This window comes from Pseudomonas sp. AN-B15 (assembly GCF_019056475.1).
GTDB classification, from domain to species: domain Bacteria; phylum Pseudomonadota; class Gammaproteobacteria; order Pseudomonadales; family Pseudomonadaceae; genus Aquipseudomonas; species Aquipseudomonas parakoreensis.
The window spans coordinates 2,403,944-2,420,392 of sequence record NZ_CP049737.1; the positions used below are offsets into that span (position 1 = coordinate 2,403,944).

Consider the following 16,449-nt stretch of genomic DNA (forward strand, 5'->3'; position numbering starts at 1 on the left):
GATTATCGGGCGAATTTCTTTGCCCCGGCCACACACAGAATCACTCCCAGCGTCACCGTCAGCATCCCCAGGCTGACCTGTTCATGCAGCAACGTCGCCGCCAGCGCCAGACCGAAAAACGGCTGCAGCAATTGCAGTTGTCCCACTGCCGCAATCCCGCCCTGGGCCAGGCCGCGATACCAGAACACGAACCCGATCAGCATGCTGAACAGCGCCACATACGCCAGGCACAGCCAGGCCGACAGGCTGATGTGACTGAACGAGGCGGGGGCCAGCCACAGGCTGAGCAACGCCATCACCGGTAGCGACAACACCAACGCCCAGCAGATGACCTGCCAGCCGCCGAGCACGCGCGACAGTTTGGCGCCTTCGGCGTAACCCAGACCACAGGCCAGAATCGCCGCGAGCATCAGCAGATCACCGGTGGGCGAGGCGGTCAGCCCCTGTGACAAGGCGAAGCCAACGACCAAGGCACTGCCGAGAGTCGAGAACACCCAGAACACCGGTCGCGGATGCTCGCCGCCACGCAGCACGCCAAAAATCGCCGTCGCCAGTGGCAGCAATCCCACAAACACAATCGAATGCGCCGACGTCACGTGTTGCAGCGCCAATGCCGTCAGCAAGGGGAAACCCAGCACCACGCCCAACGCCACAATCAACAACGGCCACCACTGATCCCGTGCCGGACGCCGTTCGCGAAACAGCCACAACAGCGCTGCTGCCAACACGCCGGCAATGGCCGCGCGGGCCACAGTAAGAAACACCGGATCAAATTCAAGTACCGCCAGGCGCGTGGCCGGTAACGATCCGCTGAAGATCACCACGCCGATAAAACCGTTGATCCAGCCGCTGGTTTTTTCCAGGGCCGGGTTAACCGGGTTCGAAGTCCGTTCCATACAGGGTCACGCTCAAAGGTAGGGTTGCTTTCGAGTCATCCTGAAGCCGAGAATCAGCACAATCAAATAATTGTCATGGATACATCCGCTATGCCGCGCTCACGCTACAAGACCCTCGTTGACGCTTACGCAGCGGATATTCGCTGCGGGCATCTGGCACCGGGAACGCGCCTGCCGACCCACCGCGAACTGGCAGCCCGTGAAGGCCTGGCACTGGTCACCGCATCGCGGGTGTACGCCGAACTTGAGGCCATGGGGCTGGTCAGCGGCGAGACCGGGCGCGGGACGTTTGTCCGTGAAACCTCTTTGTCGCCGGGGCAGGGGATCGATCAGAAGGACGTGGCAGTCGGCATGATCGATCTCAACTTCAATTACCCGTCTCTGCCCGGTCAGGCCGATCTGTTGCGCACGGCGTTACGTCAACTGGCGCTGTCGGGCGATCTGGAAGCCTTGCTGCGCTATCAACCCCACGCCGGACGACAGCATGAGCGTGCCTCGGTGGCGCGGCATCTGCAGGATCGCGGGGTGCAGGCCGATGCCGGGCAAGTGTTGATCGTCAACGGAGCCCAGCAGGGGTTGGCGGTGACGCTGATGGCCTTGCTCAAACCCGGCGATGTGATTGCGGCCGATGCGCTGACCTATTCCGGCTTCAAGGTGCTGGCCGAAGCGCTGCATCTGGAAGTGGTGGCCATCCCGGCCGGTGACCACGGACCGGACCTGACGGCGCTCGACAAGCTGTGCCGCAGCCGTTCGGTACGCGCCGTGTACAGCATGCCGACGCTGCACAATCCGTTGGGTTGGGTGACGCCGATCGAACAGCGCGAGCAATTGGTCGCACTTGCCCGGCGGCATGATCTGATTCTCATCGAAGACGCGGCCTACGCCTTTCTGGTGGATAACCCACCGCGTACCCTGATTGATCTGGCGCCGGAGCGCACGGTGTACGTCTCGGGACTTTCCAAGAATATCGCCACCGGCCTGCGCGTCGGTTTTATTGCCGCCCCCCTGCGCAACGTGCCGGCGCTGGAACGCATCATCCGCGCCACCACCTGGAACACCCCCGGCGTGATGACCGCGATGGCTTGCGGCTGGCTCGACGACGGCACCGTCACCCTGCTGGAGCAACAAAAACGCGACGATGCCAAGGCCCGGCAAGCGCTGGCCGCCGAGTTGTTGCAAGGGCTGACGTGCATCGGTCATCCGTCGTCTTACTTTTTGTGGTTGCCGTTGCCGGAAGACGTGCGTGCCGATCAGATTGTGGTGGAGTTGGTGCACCAGCAGATTTCGGTCACCACGGCCGAGCCGTTCGCCGTGTCGGCACATGTGCCGCATGCGATCCGGTTGGCGTTGGGGTCGGTGTCCATGGACGTCCTGCGCCAGGCATTGATTACCGTCAGAAAGGTCATCGGCGCTTATCTGTAAAAATACTGACTGTGAAATACACCTGTGGCGAGGGCGCTTGCTCCCGCTGGCCTGCAGCGTAGGGCCATATTGGGGTCGCTACGCAACCCAGCGGGAGCAAGCGCCCTCGCCACAAAATGTTAGCCTTGGCTCGACTGCATCACACCGTTTTGGATTGCCCGATGAAAAACACCGCTTCATTTCTTCTTGCCCTGGCCGCAACCGCCGTGTTGTTCAGCTCAACCGCCCGCGCCGCAGGCGATCCGGCAGCCGGCGAGAAGATCTTTCCACGTCTGTGCGGCGGCTGCCATCAGGTTGGCCCGGACGCGCGCCCCGGCTTCGGCCCGCAACTCAACGGCATCATTGGCCGACCGGCCGGGACGTCGGCCAATTACGTGTATTCCGAGGCGATGAAAAACTCCGGCAAGACCTGGGATCGCGAAACGCTGACCGCGTATCTGAAAGATCCAAAAGGCGTGGTGCCGGGCACACGAATGATTTTCTGGGGGCTGAGTGACGAGGAGAAGATCGATAATTTGCTGGCGTATCTGCAAAGCTTTTCAGCAGAAAAACAATAGAGCCCGTCGGCCTGCCCCGGGCGCACGGCCGATGAGCTTCATGGGTGCGGGTTCAGGTCAGGAAGTTGTGGCGCCGAGCAGTTCAAGCCTGCCCAGCGCCAGTTCCACCAGCGCAAGGTGTTACGGGCTGCAGGAATGAACGTTAAACACATATAAACGATGAATCCCCAAAAGCAAAAAATCGCAGCCTGCGGCATCTCCTGCAGAGGTATCGGTATCCCCCTGCAGGAGCTGCCGCAGGCGGCGATCTTTTAGTGTCCGAACCAGGCGCCAAAATAATAAGCCCGTCCCCTTATGACTCTGGCGAACTGTTCACAGCCGTCGTACGTGGATGGCATCCAGGATAAAGTCATTGCCGCCTCGGGCTCCGCCGTAGCCTCCGCGATCCTCGTGATTAAGCATGTAAATCGTGTAGGCACCACTGACGGGTACTCGAAAATTGGCCACCTGCTGAAAAAAGGTGCCCGTTCTCGGTACCGTGAATGCGCCAAGAATCGGCATTCCGCTGGAGGTGCTGACGCTGATCACCGGTGGAACGTTGTCAGGTTGCGGACTGACATTGGCTACGTAGTAGCTGAACTGGTAGGTTCTCGCGGCCTTGAATTGAAATGTCTGGCTTAGCATGACTCCTGAGTTTCCCCCAGCGTCATAGGTCAGGTTTTCGTAGTGATCACTGAGAATTCTTGCAGTTCTTGAGGCCGGTCCTAATGCCCAGTTCCCGGCATTACCATTGAAATCGGTGATGGAGTCGCGCCAGGTGTCGGCAAGAATATTCAGATCAAGGCTTGGCGACCGCAGTGGCTGATTCTGCTCACTGGAGGACGAGACCAGATAGGTGATTGCCACTGTCCGGGCGGCATTGGCAATGAATGTTGATCGGGGAACCAGAAAAATCAGGGGCTTGATGGTATCGACATTCGTGGATGCAGTCGTGTAATGACCTCCCGCACCGGCCAACTCGACCTTGACGGACTGCCCGGGGGACATTCCGGTATAGATCGGAACTTCGATACGTGCACCGCTATCGGCAATATCATCGAAATTGAGGGTTGCACCGGGTAAGTCGAGCAATTTTGGTGCGGTCAGAGAGAGTGATTTGATCAGGTATGTTCGCACCGGGAACAATATTGCTGTGGCAAAGTCTGCGTCGCCGGCCAGATTCACCCAAAAGCTGATTTTCAGTTCACTGTCGTGCTTCAGGGATTTGAGCCACTCCAGCGGGAGTGCTCGGTTCAGGCCGGAAGTACCAGTATGAGGCTCATTCACCAGATCATTGTAGGGTTCGGCGGGACCCGTCCTGGTTACTCCGTCATAGCGAAGCCACAGGCGCTGTCCATTTGCCTCGCCGGGCCAGGTAGTGACGGTCAGGCGATCACTGGTCTGTAACTTATTGATGTCGAGCTCCGCACCCTGGCGAATTTGTGGTGTCGGCAGCCGTGAGTCTTGCGGGGGGATCGCTTGAATTTTCAATGCCAGCGGCAACGACTTGCCCGCTTGTCCTCCATTACGGTTGAGGTTCCAGCGCATCTCGATTGTTCTGCCCTGGCGCACCGCGAGAAAAGCCTGGGTCAACACCGTATTTACCCGCTTGTTGCTGTTGAACTCCGTCAGAGGAAAGGCGGGTGATCCTGCAGGTGGCTTGACCTCTACCAATCGCGCCCGGTCATCCTTGATTGCACCGACGTATTCGATACGTACTGTCACACCGTCCGGATAAGCCAGCGCATCAATCGGCGTGAGCGCCGGTTTGACCAGTGTCGGCGGGTCCAGCGGCACCACGGCCTGTTCGCTGATGCGCAATTGCAGCAACTCGGAAAACACCCGCGTCTGCCCGGGATTGGCCACGGTGCATTGCACCACCAGCGGGGTGTCCGGGAAGGGGGCGATGTATTTGGCCGGCACCTTGAAGATGACCGGTTGGGACGGGTCGCTGACGATCAGGCGGAAAACGTACATTGCTGCGACGCCTTCCTTGTCGGTGGTCTGCCAACGGGCTTCGACGGTGGCCCCGGTCTGCAGCGGCCAATATTCGGCCAGCTGTACGGTGGCTTCGGCGGTGTCCACCGGCAGTTTGCCGTCCACCAGCGGTGCGACGAGCGGCAGGCCAAGCGGTTGGGTCACGCCGCTGACGGTGACGTCCGCCGGTTTGGAAAATTGACTCTTGCCGGCCCGAATCAACTGATAGGACGCGTGCAGAGCCCCGCCGATCAGGTTGCGGATTTTTTCATTCTCGACCGGAAAATCGACGGTGCGCGTGGCGGCGCTCAGGATCCGGTTGTAGGTGTGGTTTACGGTTTCGCCGCCCTGAGTGACGCCTTGCAGGGTCAGTTCGATGCGGTCATTGGCGGCAAATACGCCGGTGACGAGGATACCGGCAGTGCCACCGTCCAGTTGATCGTGATGCAGGATGTTGTCGATGTCCGCCTGTTCGAAGATCGGTGCGGCCAACAGCACAATGCCCGGTTTGAACGGCAGCACCAGCGAGTCCGACCAGCCGCTGGCATTTTCCACCACATCGAACACTTCCCAGCGCACCATCAGAGTGTTGGTGGGAGCGAGGGTGGCCAGTTGATCCGGGGTCAGTTCGAACATCACATCGCCCAACGCGGTAACCGTGGTTTCCAGCAGCAGCGAGCCGAAGGCCAGGACCACTACATCACCGATGTGCTGGTTGAAATACTGCATGACGGTTACGAACATTCCGTCATCGATCACCGTCTGATCGACGAAACCCTCGGAAGCCACGGGCAATTTCAGGCCCTGGTTGAAGGGTTTGCCACCATCGGTATCGGCCTCGCCTGGCGCGGGGTATTTGTAGAGCAGCGGTATGTGCGGGGACTCTTCGGTATTTTTGCTGAAGCGCTTGACTTCGAACCACAAGTCCTTGCTCTGGATTTGCAGCGGCAGAAAGCGGGACTGCATGTCGGCAGCCGAAATGTGGAACGGGATGTTCTTGGCGTTGCCTTGGTCATCGAAGTGCGCAGCGGTAACCGAAAATTGCGCGACCGGTGATCGCGTGTTTTCGATAAACACTCTGATATCGTCGCCTACGGCCATCTCGATATAGGCCAGGATATACACCAGCAGACCGTCGCGGTCGCCCTGCACCATGTGGATGTTGATCCCCAGCGCCCCGTCCTTCTGCGGCTTGAAACCCACCGGATACGGCGGGTACACGGCCAGAACGCCGATACCGCGATCCGGTGGAAAGACAGTGATCTGCTGACTGGAAGCATTGCTCGTCAATTGGCTGGTCATGGGCGCGTCACCTGTTCAATATGGCTGGGTGCTGAGGGAGTGGCCCGAGGGATTAAAGCGCTGGCGGGGGCTGGCTGCCTACTGTCAGATCTGACAGGTGAGGGCGGGTTTGCGACGAATGGCAGGCCTGGATTTCCCAAAGCAAAAGATCTCAGCCTGCGGCAGCCCTCTGGCTCGCCGAATGGAACGATCAGCAGCCCGCGCTCGATCGACTCTGCCGCCAGGGTCATGTCGGGTTCTGGCGGGTTGCACCGGCACCCCGATGAACATCAAACAATACGACAGCAGCCAATACACCGTGATTGGTCACAGCGAAGCCACGGCCACCTGCCTGCTGCTGTTCGGCGTGATCCCGATTCAACAGAACCGCCGCTTCGTTCGTGCGCAGACAGCGGCGATCAAGGCCAAGGGCGGTGACGCCATGATCAACACCCAGGTTCAGGAAAACTGATTCTGGGCGTGGGTGCTGACCGGTTACACCACCAGAATTTCCGGTGATGTGGTCAAGCTGAAAAATGCTCAATAAGCAGCGGTTGAACGCAAAAGCCCGGCTGATCAGGCCGGGCTTTTTCATGGCTTGTGCGAAGAGACATCGACTCAAGCAACGCGACGCTCGATCAGCCGATCCGCGCCACCTTCAGCGACACGACGTTCCAGCAAGCGATCCGCGCCACCTTCGGCAACGCGACGTTCCAGCAAGCGATCCGAGCCACCTTCAGCCACGCGGCGTTCCTGCAGACGGTCCGAACCACCTTCGGCTACACGGCGTTCCTGCAGACGATCCGAACCACCTTCGGCTACACGGCGTTCCAGCAAACGATCCGAACCACCTTCTGCAACGCGACGTTCGATCAGGCGATCCGCGCCACCTTCAGCGACACGACGTTCCAGCAAACGATCAGAGCCACCTTCAGCCAGACGGCTTTCAATCAACTTGTCCGAGCCGCCTTCAGCGACCAGGGTGTGAGCGGGTGTTGCTGCAAAAGCGTTCACTGCAAGAACCGAGAAAGCGATGCCGAGGATGGTTTGGCGTTTCATGATCGTGTGCTCCGGGGTGTATTGGGTTGGTATGGAGCTGATGTTACGCCGCGGATTTTTTATGAGAACTTCATTGACGTGATGGTGACTATCGACGCCAGCGATGTATGCCGGAACCCCTGATTTAAAGCTTCGGCGCCCGAATGCACAGCTCTCCGGTGGCACGGGTCAGGGCCAGTTCATGCAGTGCGTCGTGGGTCAGATCCTGCCGAGCCTTGGCCAGCAACGCCTGGCAATTCGGCTCGCGGCGGTGCGGCGCGAAGTTGGCGTACTGGCGCAGCAGGCGGGTTTGCAACTCGTCCAGACGCGGACGAATCTGCTTCGCCAGATCCGGTCGCGGGGTGTCCGGCGCCGCCCCGGCCGCTTGCCATTGTGCGAGCAATCCGTACTGCACCAGTTTGTTCGCCTCCATCTGTGCGGCGATCAACTGAGCCACGTCTTCGGGGTCGAGCTGGTGTTCGGTCGCCAAAGTGCGGGCATTGGCGATGACCTGGGCTTCGCGCGGGCTGTCCTGAATCGGCTTGCCGCTGTCCCATTTGGTCAGGGCCACGAGGTCGCCGATGTTCAGGCGTTCGTTCAGGGTTGTCAGCAACGGGCGCAACGAATCCAGCGGAGCAGGGGCCTGGGCGGCAGCGACGGAGTGGCTGACAAGGGCCAGCAATGAGCAGGTCAGAGCATTTCGCAGGAGGGGCATGGCAGGGCGCGATCCAGAATGAGTGTGCCGCCATTTAAGCCTTGAGCCGACCCGATGTCGACCGACTTTAACCCGCGCATCTAGCGTAATATCCACCGCATCTCCCACCCCGAGACGGACCCTCAATGCAAACCCCCGCCACCAGCAAACCCCTCTGGCAAACCTACCTGTTGTTCCTCGCACCGATGGTGTTGTCCAACTTTTTGCAATCGATGTCGGGCACGGTCAACAGCATCTACATCGGGCAGATGCTCGGTACGCAGGCGCTGGCGGCGGTATCGGGGATGTTTCCGATCGTCTTTTTCTTCATCGCACTGGTGATCGGGTTGGGTGCCGGTGCCGGGGTGTTGATCGGGCAGGCGTGGGGCGCGCGTGAGGCGCACATGGTCAAGGCGATCGCCGGCGCAACCTTGTTGCTGGGCGTGTTGATCGGTTTGCTGGCAGCGGTGCTGGGCAGTGTGTTCGCACGTCAGGCCTTGCAGGGGCTGGGGACCCCGGCGGATGTGCTGGACGACGCGGTGGCGTATGCCCGAGTGATGATGTGGACCTTGCCTTTTGTGCTGGTGTACGTGCTGTTCACTCAGTTGTTGCGCGGGGTGAGCGACACGTTGTCGCCAATGCTGGCGCTGTTGCTGTCAACCGTCGTCGGTCTGGCACTGACTCCGGCGTTCATTCGCGGGTGGCTGGGTCTGCCGCAACTGGGGATTCAGAGTGCGGCGTTCGCCGGTCTGGCCGGTACGCTGACGGCGATGGCGTGGCTGGCCTGGAGTCTGATTCGCAAGGGACACCCGCTGGCACCGGACCGCGAGTTCTTCGGCGCGCTGCGGCTGGACAGGGCGATTCTGGGCAAAGTGCTGCGCATCGGCCTGCCGACCGGGGTGCAGATGATCGTGCTGTCGTTGTCGGAGCTGGTGATTCTGACGCTGGTCAACCAGCACGGCTCACAGGCGACGGCGGCCTATGGCGCGGTGACGCAGATCGTCAACTACGTGCAGTTCCCGGCGCTGTCGATTGCCATCACCGCCTCGATCCTTGGCGCCCAGGCCATCGGCGCCGGGCACCTGCAGCGCCTGGCCGCGATCCTGCGCACCGGGCTGCTGATCAACGTGTGCCTGACCGGTGGCCTGATTGTGCTCGGCTACCTGTTGTCGCACTGGCTGCTGGGGTTGTTCCTGACCGAAGACTCGACCCGGGCCATGGCCGAGCACTTGCTGCATATCATGTTGTGGAGCCTGCTGGTGTTCGGTTTCCAGGCGATCATCGGCGGCATCATGCGTGCCAGCGGCACGGTGCTGGTGCCGGTGGCAATCGCCATTGTCTGCGTGGTCGGCGTGCAGCTGCCGGCGGCTTACTGGCTGGACGGGCAGTACGGTTTGCAAGGGGTGTGGATGGCGTTTCCGGTGGCCTATCTGGGCATGCTGGTGTTGCAGACCCTGTATTACAAACTGGTCTGGCAGCATCAGAAGATCGAGCGGCTGGTCTGAGCCTGAGCCACACCGGCGGACAGATGACATGGCACAGCTGCCGGTTGTTTGCTTAAGTCAATCGAGGCCTCGAAGGTTTGCCCTGTCCGGAGAATCCCATGCGTGTCCGATTCACCGCTGCGGCACTGTTTACCGGCCTGTGCGTCATGGCCTGCGCGCAGGCCGCTGAATACAATCGCGTCAACACTACCGCCAGCAAGATCAGCTTCATTTACAAGCAATTCGGCGACCAGGTCTATGGCACCTTCGACAAGTTCGACGCGACGCTGCAGTTCGACAGCGACAACCTCGCCAACGCCCACACTACGTTGCACATCGACCTGGCCAGCATCAATGCCGGCAGCGACAACGCCAATACCGAGCTGGTGAAACCGGCGTGGTTCGACACCCAGCGCTTTCCCGAAGCGGTGTTCGTATCCAGCCGTTTTACCCGCGTGGCGAACAACCGCTATCTGGTCGCCGGTCTGCTTACCGTCAAAGGCATTACCCGCGAGGTGCAGGTGCCGGTCGAGCTGAAGCCGGACAGCGCGATCGGCATTTTCGACGGCGAGCTGGTGCTCAAGCGCAGCGAATTCGGGCTCGGAGCGGGGGAGTGGGCGGATACCGTCGTGTCCAACGACATTGCCATTTCCTTCAAAGTGGTGGCGCCACAGCAGTGACGCCAGCCGTTGCGGTTAGTAGGCGCGCCAGTGTCCCGGCACCCAGCGCCATTCATGGCCACCCCAGCGGTAATGACCGGCGACCCAGTGATAGCCCGGCGCAGGCATCACCGGCACCACTTCCACCGGCGGCGGTGGCCGGTGCGGACGGACCGGCTCGACGACGCAACCGGACAGGGTGATCGCCACCAGTGCGGTGGCGAGCAAGGCTTTAATGCTTCTGGACATGGGCTGTTCCTTATAGAAGAAGTGTGCAGGTCGACGGCCAATCAGCGCACCCAGCGCCCTTCAACCCAGAACCAGTTCGGCCCGCGTGCCTGCCAGTGCCCCGGTCGCCAGTGCGCACCATGACGCACCGGTTGCCAATGGCCGGGCATCCAAACATAACCGCGTCCTTCCCAGCGCCAGTGGCCCTGATCCCAGACATACCCGGGACGCGCGCCGGGCATCACTTCCATGCGCATCGGCGGCGGGGCTTGCTGAACAATCACCACCTGCTGGGCAAACACCGGCGCACTGGCCAATGCGGCCAGTGTCATCGGCACCAGCAGCAGGGTCTTGCGCCATTTGAACAGTGAACGCAACACGCTCATGACAACTCCTCAAGGCCTGCGTGAAAAAAGTGAACGCAGCTGAAGAATTGGACGCCAAATCGGCGAAAAATCCGCTTCACGGAGGATGAAATTTTCTTCAGGTCAACCGCGAGCTCCCCTGTAGGAGCTGCCGCAGGCTGCGATCTTTTGATCTTGCTTCTATAAAGCCAAAAGATCGCACCCCTTGGCAGCTCCTACACAGAGCAGGCGTCGGGACAGGGTATGATGGCGCGGTTTTTCGCCGGAGTTCACCCGTCATGCCACGCATCACCCACTACAAATCCCCATGCCCCGAAAGCGTCAACAGCCAGATTCTGCAACTGGTGGTCGATTACCTCACCGACATCAGCGCGGTCGGTCTTGGCCCGAGCAACCTGCTGTACAACGTCTATCAGTACGCGGTCGGCTATGAGGTGCATCTGTATCTGGAAGCGCTGAACGGCGAGAAGGGAACCGAGGTGGAATTGCTGGTGGCGACCGCCGAGGACGATCCGGAGCAGGTCACCGGTTTCCTTTTGTACTTGCCGGTGCAGGGCGACTGGGAAGCGTGCAGCGTTGCCTACATGGCCGTGCGTGAAGGCTATCGGCGCCAGGGCGTGGCGCGGGCGATGATCGGCGAGATGTTCAGCCGTTACCCGCATGCCGAACTGACCTGCAGTGTCGGCAAGGTGCCGTATTTCGAAGCGCTGGGGTTCGAGGTGATCGGCGCTCGCGAAACCCAGGTGCTGATGAGCACCCGGCATTACCGCAGCAACGGCCTGCGCGGTTTTATCGACACCACACCGATCTACCGCTCGCTGGAGGTGCAGCAGATCCACACCTACCTGCTGCAGAAGAACGGCAAGCGCGCGATGCTCGATGCCGAGAAGCAGCGCGACCGGCATCTCGATCAGGTCACCCGGCACACTGAAGAATTCGTGCGCCAGCGGCTGACGTTGCACTGAGTCAGCGGCAAAAAACGGACAAAAAAAGAGCCTCAAGGCTCTTTGATGGGGAGAAGTAGAGCCCATGAGGCTCAAGCTGCGCATGAAACAGGGAGCGGGCTTGATTTGGGGTTCAGAACACCCGATCCCTACGCAGGCGCTCAGGAGTGAAGTGCCTGCGTATCTTCATCATGGGAACGCGCAGAGGCTGACTCAAGTACCGCGTGTCGAAATCCTGATATAGCGCGAAGCGGATGATGACGTGGTCGTTGAGCACCGCTGACTCCCTCTGTAGGAGCTGCGGCACGCTGCGATCTTTTGATTTTTTGAAAGCAAGGTCAAAAGATCGCAGCGTGCCGCAGCTCCTACAGGTTTTTATAGCGTTAGCGTGATCCGGGCCAGCCGGCCTTGGCCAGTGCGGCGAGCAGTGTTTCCTTGTCCAGCCCCGGCACCGCATGCCCGTTGCCCTCGGTGCTCTCACTGGCGAGCAGGGCGTTGATGATCGCTTCTTCGACCGCTTCGGTGGCGGCGAGGAACAGTTCGCTGATGTGGTCGTTGTTGACCATGCGCAAGCCGTCGCAGGTCGGCGCGCCTTTGCCCTCGTAGGCAGCGGGCGGCACCTGTTCGTTGCCGGTGGCGAAGGCGATGAAGATGTCGCCGCTGTGGTCTTCGTTGCCGCCGCCGCTGCGCGCCAGACCAAGGCTGGCGCGCTGTGCCAGACGCGTGCATTGATGCGGCAGCAGCGGTGCGTCAGTGGCCAGGCAGACCACGATCGAACCCATGCCCGGATGCGGCAGCGAGGCACGCAGGAACGGCGAATCGACCTGCTCCATGTAGCGGCCCACCGGATAACCGTCGACCCGCAACTCGCTGCGAATGCCGTGGTTGGCCTGCACGATCGCACCCACCGTCCAGCCGCCCTGAGCGCTGCTCAAACGCCGTGAGGCGCTGCCGATCCCACCCTTGAATTCATGGCAGATCATGCCGCTGCCGCCACCGACAGCGCCTTCTTCAACGGCACCGGCATGCGCGCAATTCAGCGCCTCGGCGACATGTTCGGGCTTGACGTGAAAACCGTTGATGTCGTTGAGCAAGCCATCGAAGGTTTCCAGTACAACCGGCATGTTCCAGTAGAGGCGCCCGTCGTCCGGTTGCTGTTGGCGGTCCAGCGCAATCAGTGCATCGCGCACCACGCCGAGGCTGTGGGTGTTGGTGAAGGCGATGGGACTGGTCAGCAGCCCGGCCTCGCGAATCCACTCAAGGCCGGTGGCATCGCCGTTGCCATTAAGCACATGCACCCCGGCAAAACACGGTTGCTGGTTGCTTGAGCCACGGCGCGGTTCGATCACGGTAACGCCGGTGCAGATGTCGCGTCCGCTGTCGCTGCGGCCACGCACGTTACTGTGGCCGACGCGCACGCCGGGGACATCGGTGATGGCGTTGAGCGGGCCGGGTTGCAGTTGGCCGATGCGGATGTTGAGGTCACGGGCACGGGGTTTCATGGGTTGTCTCTCTATAACAAGGCAGAAATGAATGAGTGGGGCTGAACACAAAACCCTGTGGGAGCGTGGCTTGCCCGCGAAGGCGGTGTGTCATTCAAAGGAGATGTTGACTGACCCGACGCATTCGCGAGCAAGCTCGCTCCCACAGGGGAAATGGGTTGGGTTACTGGCCGTTCTTGACCTTGCTCCACACCCGCGTGCGCACGCGTTCGGAGGCTTTGGGCAGCGGCTCCAGGGTGTACAACGTGGCCATCGCCGCCGCCGACGGATACACCGCCGGGTTATCCCGCGTGGCTGCGGCCACCAGCGGGGTCGCGGCGCGGTTGCCGTTGGGGTACGACAGGTGATCACTGACCGGCGCGATCACTTCCGGGCGCAGCAGGTAGTCGATGAACGCCAGGCCCTGAGTGCGGTTCGGCGCATCCTTGAGCAGCACCAGCGTGTCGAACCACACCGGCGCGCCTTCCTTGGGCAGGCTGTAGGCGATCTTCACACCGTTGTTGGCCTGCTCGGCGTTGGTCTTGGCTTCGAGCATCGCGCCGGACCAACCGACCGCCACGCAGATGTTGCCGTTGGACAGGTCACTGATGAATTTCGACGAGTTGAAGTAGGCAATGTGCGGGCGCAACTTGAGCAGCAGCGCTTCGGCTTTCTGATAATCCTCGGGGTTGGTGCTGTTGGGCGGCAACCCGAGGTAGTGCAGGGCCACCGGGAGCATTTCCGATGGCGAGTCGAGCATCGCCACCCCGCACTGACCAAGCCTGGCGAGGTTCTCTTCCTTGAATACCAGATCCCAGGAATCCAGCGGCGCCCTGTCGCCGAGCGCGGCGCGCACCTTGTCGACGTTGTAGCCGATGCCGTTGGTGCCCCACAGATAAGGCACGGCGTATTGATTGCCGGGGTCGTTGTTGGCCAGTTTGCTCAGCAGATCGCTGTCCAGATTCTTCCAGCCCGGCAGTTGATCGCGCGGCAGCGGGGTGAGGGCGCCGGCCTTGATTAGCGTCGGCAGGCTGAAGTTGCTCGCCACCACCACGTCGTAACCGCTGCGGCTGGTCAACAGTTTGCCTTCGAGCACTTCGGCACTGTCGAACGTGTCGTAAACCGGCTGAATACCGCTGTCGCGCTTGAAATCAGCGAGGGTCGTGGGGCCGATGTAGTCGTACCAGTTGTAGACGTGCACGCTCGGTGCGTCGGCGGCACTGGCAGCGAATGTGACGCCCAGACAGGCGAGCAGGCCAAGGTTGATGCCCCGGTTGATATAGCCACGACGACAACGCATGATGCGGCACTCCTGGCCTGCGGCAGGCCGGTGATTGACAGGAGTGCTCAGCCTATCGGGGCGGGCGCGCCTGACCCATTCCCATCATGGGTTACACAAAAGGGGTAGTGCGTGGACGCGTTGTTGCAGGAGTTGCCGGTGCATCAAAGTCTGGCGCGGGTGTTTGCCGCCGTCGGCCAGGACGCTTTCTGGCGTGCGCTGGTGGACACGCTGCGGCTGCTGGTGCCGCTGGACAACGCGTTGGTGGCGCTGATGAAGGCGGGGCAGGCGCCGCAGCTGCTGATCGACTTCGACAGCAAGGGCCGCGCCGACGAGCAGGAAGAGCTGGCCAGCTACAGCGCCGGGATGTACCTGCTTGATCCGTTCTACCAAACCGCCTCGACCGGCATCGCCGATGGCCTGCACAGTCTGGCTTCGGTGGCGCCGGATCAGTTTCTGCATAGCGAGTATTACCAGAGCTACTTTCGCTCGGTGGTCGGTGAGGACGAGTTGCAGTTCATGATCAACGTCGAGGGCGGTGTACTGGGCCTGTCGCTGGGGCGCTCGACGGCTTTCGACCTGGTCGAGCAGGGCCGTCTGTTGTGCGTGCGCGACTGGGTGCTGGCGGCGATGCGCCGTCACGTGCAGCTATTGCCGCCGCAAGGGACCGGCACCGAGCCGGTGGCGGGGGATCTGGCGACGCTGCTTGATCGCTTCGACGCGCGTCTGACCCTGCGCGAAGTCGACACCGCGCGGCTGATTCTGCAAGGGTTCTCCAGCAAGGCCATCGCCCAGCAGATGGGGATTTCGCCGGAGACGGTGAAGGTTCATCGGCGCAATCTCTATCACAAGCTCAACGTGAACGGGCATGGTGAACTGTTTGCGCTGGTGTTGCGTCCACCCATTTCCTGACCCACCAAACCCCTGTGGGAGCTGGCTTGCCAGCGATGAGGGCGGCACAGCTGACATCCTCGTTACCAGAAACACCGCCATCGCTGGCAAGCCAGCTCCCACAGGGATCAGCGGTGTTGGCGGGGTGTCAGGTCAATCGAAACGTTTGAACACCAGCGCCTTCAGGCCGCTCTCGGGATCGACATCCGGAAACTCCGGCGGATTCTCCAGCCGCTGCTCAAAGCGCAGACTTGGCGCCTCCTGAGTCACGCCATCAATCAAAAAGCCCGAACCCAACGACGGATCATTCATGCACGCCAGCACCGTGCCGTCTGCCGTGAGCAATTCCGGCAAACGACGCAGCACGCGCTGGTAATCCTTGGTCAGCAGGAAACTGCCTTTCTGGAATGATGGCGGGTCGATGATCACCAGGTCGTAAGGGCCGCTGTTGATCACCTTGCCCCAGGACTTGAACAGGTCGTGGCCGAGGAAGCTCACCTTGCTCAGGTCATGCCCGTTCAAGCGGTGATTGTCGCGACCACGGCTCAGCGCGGCGCGGGACATGTCGAGGTTGACCACATGGCGGGCGCCACCTTCGATCGCCGCCACGGAAAACCCGCAGGTGTAGGCGAACAGGTTCAGCACGCGTTTGCCCGCCGCTTGTTCACGCACCCAGTTGCGCCCGTAACGCATGTCGAGAAACAGACCCGCGTTCTGCTTGCGGCCCAGATCGACGCGGTATTGCAAGCCGCCCTCGACGATGCTCATCTCGTCGATGGCATCCCCCAGCAAGCATTCGGCGGTGCTTTGCGGCAAATAGCGATGTTGCAGCAGCAGGGTGTGGGCGCCGGACTGCAGCCACTCGGCCGAGGTGCTGAGGTCGAGCAGCACGTGCTTGAGCGCTTCGAGCTGTTCCGGTGCCGGTTCCTTGAACAGCGAGACCAGCACCACGCCTTGCAGCCAGTCCACTGTCAGTTGCTCCAGCCCCGGCCAGCAACGTCCACGACCATGGAACAGGCGACGGGTTTCGCTCGGTGCGGCCGCCAGTGCAGGCAACAAGTGGGCGCGGAGGGTGGCGAGGGCTTCAGGGTTCATCAGTCACGGTCGGCAAGCAAAAGGGCCGGCATTTTAACCACAAAAGCCGGCTGACGAACGCCCGACAGCCAAGGCCATTGACCACTGTTAAGAAAAGACCTGTATCAAAAATGAATTTATGCAGGGCGCGCTGCTCATACCTGATAAGCAGCGGATTTGAGCCGCTAAGTCGTTAATGC

The 16,449-nt window shown here is 61.1% G+C and carries 15 protein-coding genes and 1 pseudogene; 7 read left to right on the forward strand and 9 right to left on the reverse strand.

Going from position 1 to position 16,449, the window contains the following annotated elements; translation table 11 throughout:
* Positions 1-2: 2 nt before the first annotated feature.
* Entirely contained in the window at positions 3-896 is an 894-nt protein-coding gene (locus GTQ41_RS10845) for a DMT family transporter (protein WP_047295061.1), read from the reverse strand.
* Between the two features lie 90 nt (positions 897-986).
* Here GTQ41_RS10845 and GTQ41_RS10850 point away from each other — a divergent pair, with 90 nt between their 5' ends.
* Both GTQ41_RS10850 and GTQ41_RS10855 read left to right on the forward strand, forming a co-directional pair.
* Positions 987-2,318: a PLP-dependent aminotransferase family protein gene (locus GTQ41_RS10850; protein WP_047295059.1), complete on the forward strand. Its 1,332-nt coding sequence runs from the start codon at positions 987-989 to the stop codon at positions 2,316-2,318.
* 161 nt (positions 2,319-2,479) lie between these two features.
* Positions 2,480-2,875, forward strand: a complete 396-nt coding sequence (locus GTQ41_RS10855) for a cytochrome c family protein (protein WP_047295057.1) — start codon at positions 2,480-2,482, stop codon at positions 2,873-2,875.
* A 312-nt stretch (positions 2,876-3,187) separates the two neighbouring features.
* On the opposite strand, the gene GTQ41_RS10860 is transcribed toward GTQ41_RS10855, so the two are convergent.
* Positions 3,188-6,133: a hypothetical protein gene (locus tag GTQ41_RS10860; RefSeq protein WP_052912762.1), complete on the reverse strand. Its 2,946-nt coding sequence runs from the start codon at positions 6,131-6,133 to the stop codon at positions 3,188-3,190.
* A 181-nt stretch (positions 6,134-6,314) separates the two neighbouring features.
* On the opposite strand from GTQ41_RS10860, the pseudogene GTQ41_RS10865 reads away from it, so the two are divergent.
* A pseudogene (locus tag GTQ41_RS10865) lies at positions 6,315-6,659 on the forward strand (hypothetical protein).
* A 71-nt stretch (positions 6,660-6,730) separates the two neighbouring features.
* Here GTQ41_RS10865 and GTQ41_RS10870 read toward each other — a convergent pair.
* Together GTQ41_RS10870 and GTQ41_RS10875 are read right to left on the reverse strand one after the other, a co-directional pair.
* Positions 6,731-7,171: a hypothetical protein gene (locus GTQ41_RS10870; RefSeq protein ID WP_047295055.1), complete on the reverse strand. Its 441-nt coding sequence runs from the start codon at positions 7,169-7,171 to the stop codon at positions 6,731-6,733.
* Between the two features lie 124 nt (positions 7,172-7,295).
* The gene (locus tag GTQ41_RS10875; protein ID WP_080963291.1) at positions 7,296-7,865 is read right to left on the reverse strand and encodes a chorismate mutase; all 570 of its coding nucleotides are present in this window, start codon (positions 7,863-7,865) and stop codon (positions 7,296-7,298) included.
* A gap of 125 nt (positions 7,866-7,990) precedes the next feature.
* On the opposite strand from GTQ41_RS10875, the gene GTQ41_RS10880 reads away from it, so the two are divergent.
* Positions 7,991-9,349 carry an MATE family efflux transporter gene (locus GTQ41_RS10880; RefSeq protein ID WP_047295053.1) on the forward strand — a complete coding sequence of 453 codons (1,359 nt, stop codon included), beginning with the start codon at positions 7,991-7,993 and terminating at the stop codon, positions 9,347-9,349.
* 98 nt (positions 9,350-9,447) lie between these two features.
* Positions 9,448-10,008, forward strand: a complete 561-nt coding sequence (locus tag GTQ41_RS10885) for a YceI family protein (protein WP_047295051.1) — start codon at positions 9,448-9,450, stop codon at positions 10,006-10,008.
* 15 nt (positions 10,009-10,023) lie between these two features.
* Here the strand turns inward: GTQ41_RS10885 and GTQ41_RS10890 are convergent, their stop codons facing one another.
* Positions 10,024-10,236 (reverse strand): YXWGXW repeat-containing protein, encoded by a 213-nt coding sequence (locus tag GTQ41_RS10890; RefSeq protein WP_047295049.1) that lies wholly within the window; start codon positions 10,234-10,236, stop codon positions 10,024-10,026.
* A gap of 41 nt (positions 10,237-10,277) precedes the next feature.
* A complete protein-coding gene (locus GTQ41_RS10895) occupies positions 10,278-10,601 on the reverse strand; it encodes a YXWGXW repeat-containing protein (protein WP_047295047.1) in 324 nt (107 codons plus the stop codon).
* A 257-nt stretch (positions 10,602-10,858) separates the two neighbouring features.
* Between GTQ41_RS10895 and GTQ41_RS10900 the strand changes: the two genes are divergently transcribed.
* On the forward strand, positions 10,859-11,545 hold the full coding sequence (locus tag GTQ41_RS10900; RefSeq protein ID WP_047295045.1) for a GNAT family N-acetyltransferase: 687 nt from the start codon (positions 10,859-10,861) through the stop codon (positions 11,543-11,545).
* 362 nt (positions 11,546-11,907) lie between these two features.
* Here the strand turns inward: GTQ41_RS10900 and GTQ41_RS10905 are convergent, their stop codons facing one another.
* Positions 11,908-13,026 carry a P1 family peptidase gene (locus GTQ41_RS10905; protein WP_047295043.1) on the reverse strand — a complete coding sequence of 373 codons (1,119 nt, stop codon included), beginning with the start codon at positions 13,024-13,026 and terminating at the stop codon, positions 11,908-11,910.
* Positions 13,027-13,189: 163 nt separating this feature from the next.
* Positions 13,190-14,305, reverse strand: coding sequence for a polyamine ABC transporter substrate-binding protein (locus tag GTQ41_RS10910; protein WP_047295041.1), 1,116 nt, complete (start codon positions 14,303-14,305; stop codon positions 13,190-13,192).
* 111 nt (positions 14,306-14,416) lie between these two features.
* Here GTQ41_RS10910 and GTQ41_RS10915 point away from each other — a divergent pair, with 111 nt between their 5' ends.
* Positions 14,417-15,196 (forward strand): LuxR C-terminal-related transcriptional regulator, encoded by a 780-nt coding sequence (locus GTQ41_RS10915; RefSeq protein WP_047295040.1) that lies wholly within the window; start codon positions 14,417-14,419, stop codon positions 15,194-15,196.
* Between the two features lie 132 nt (positions 15,197-15,328).
* Here GTQ41_RS10915 and GTQ41_RS10920 read toward each other — a convergent pair whose 3' ends face one another.
* The gene (locus GTQ41_RS10920; RefSeq protein WP_047295038.1) at positions 15,329-16,270 is read right to left on the reverse strand and encodes a class I SAM-dependent methyltransferase; all 942 of its coding nucleotides are present in this window, start codon (positions 16,268-16,270) and stop codon (positions 15,329-15,331) included.
* Between the last annotated feature and the right edge of the window lie 179 nt (positions 16,271-16,449).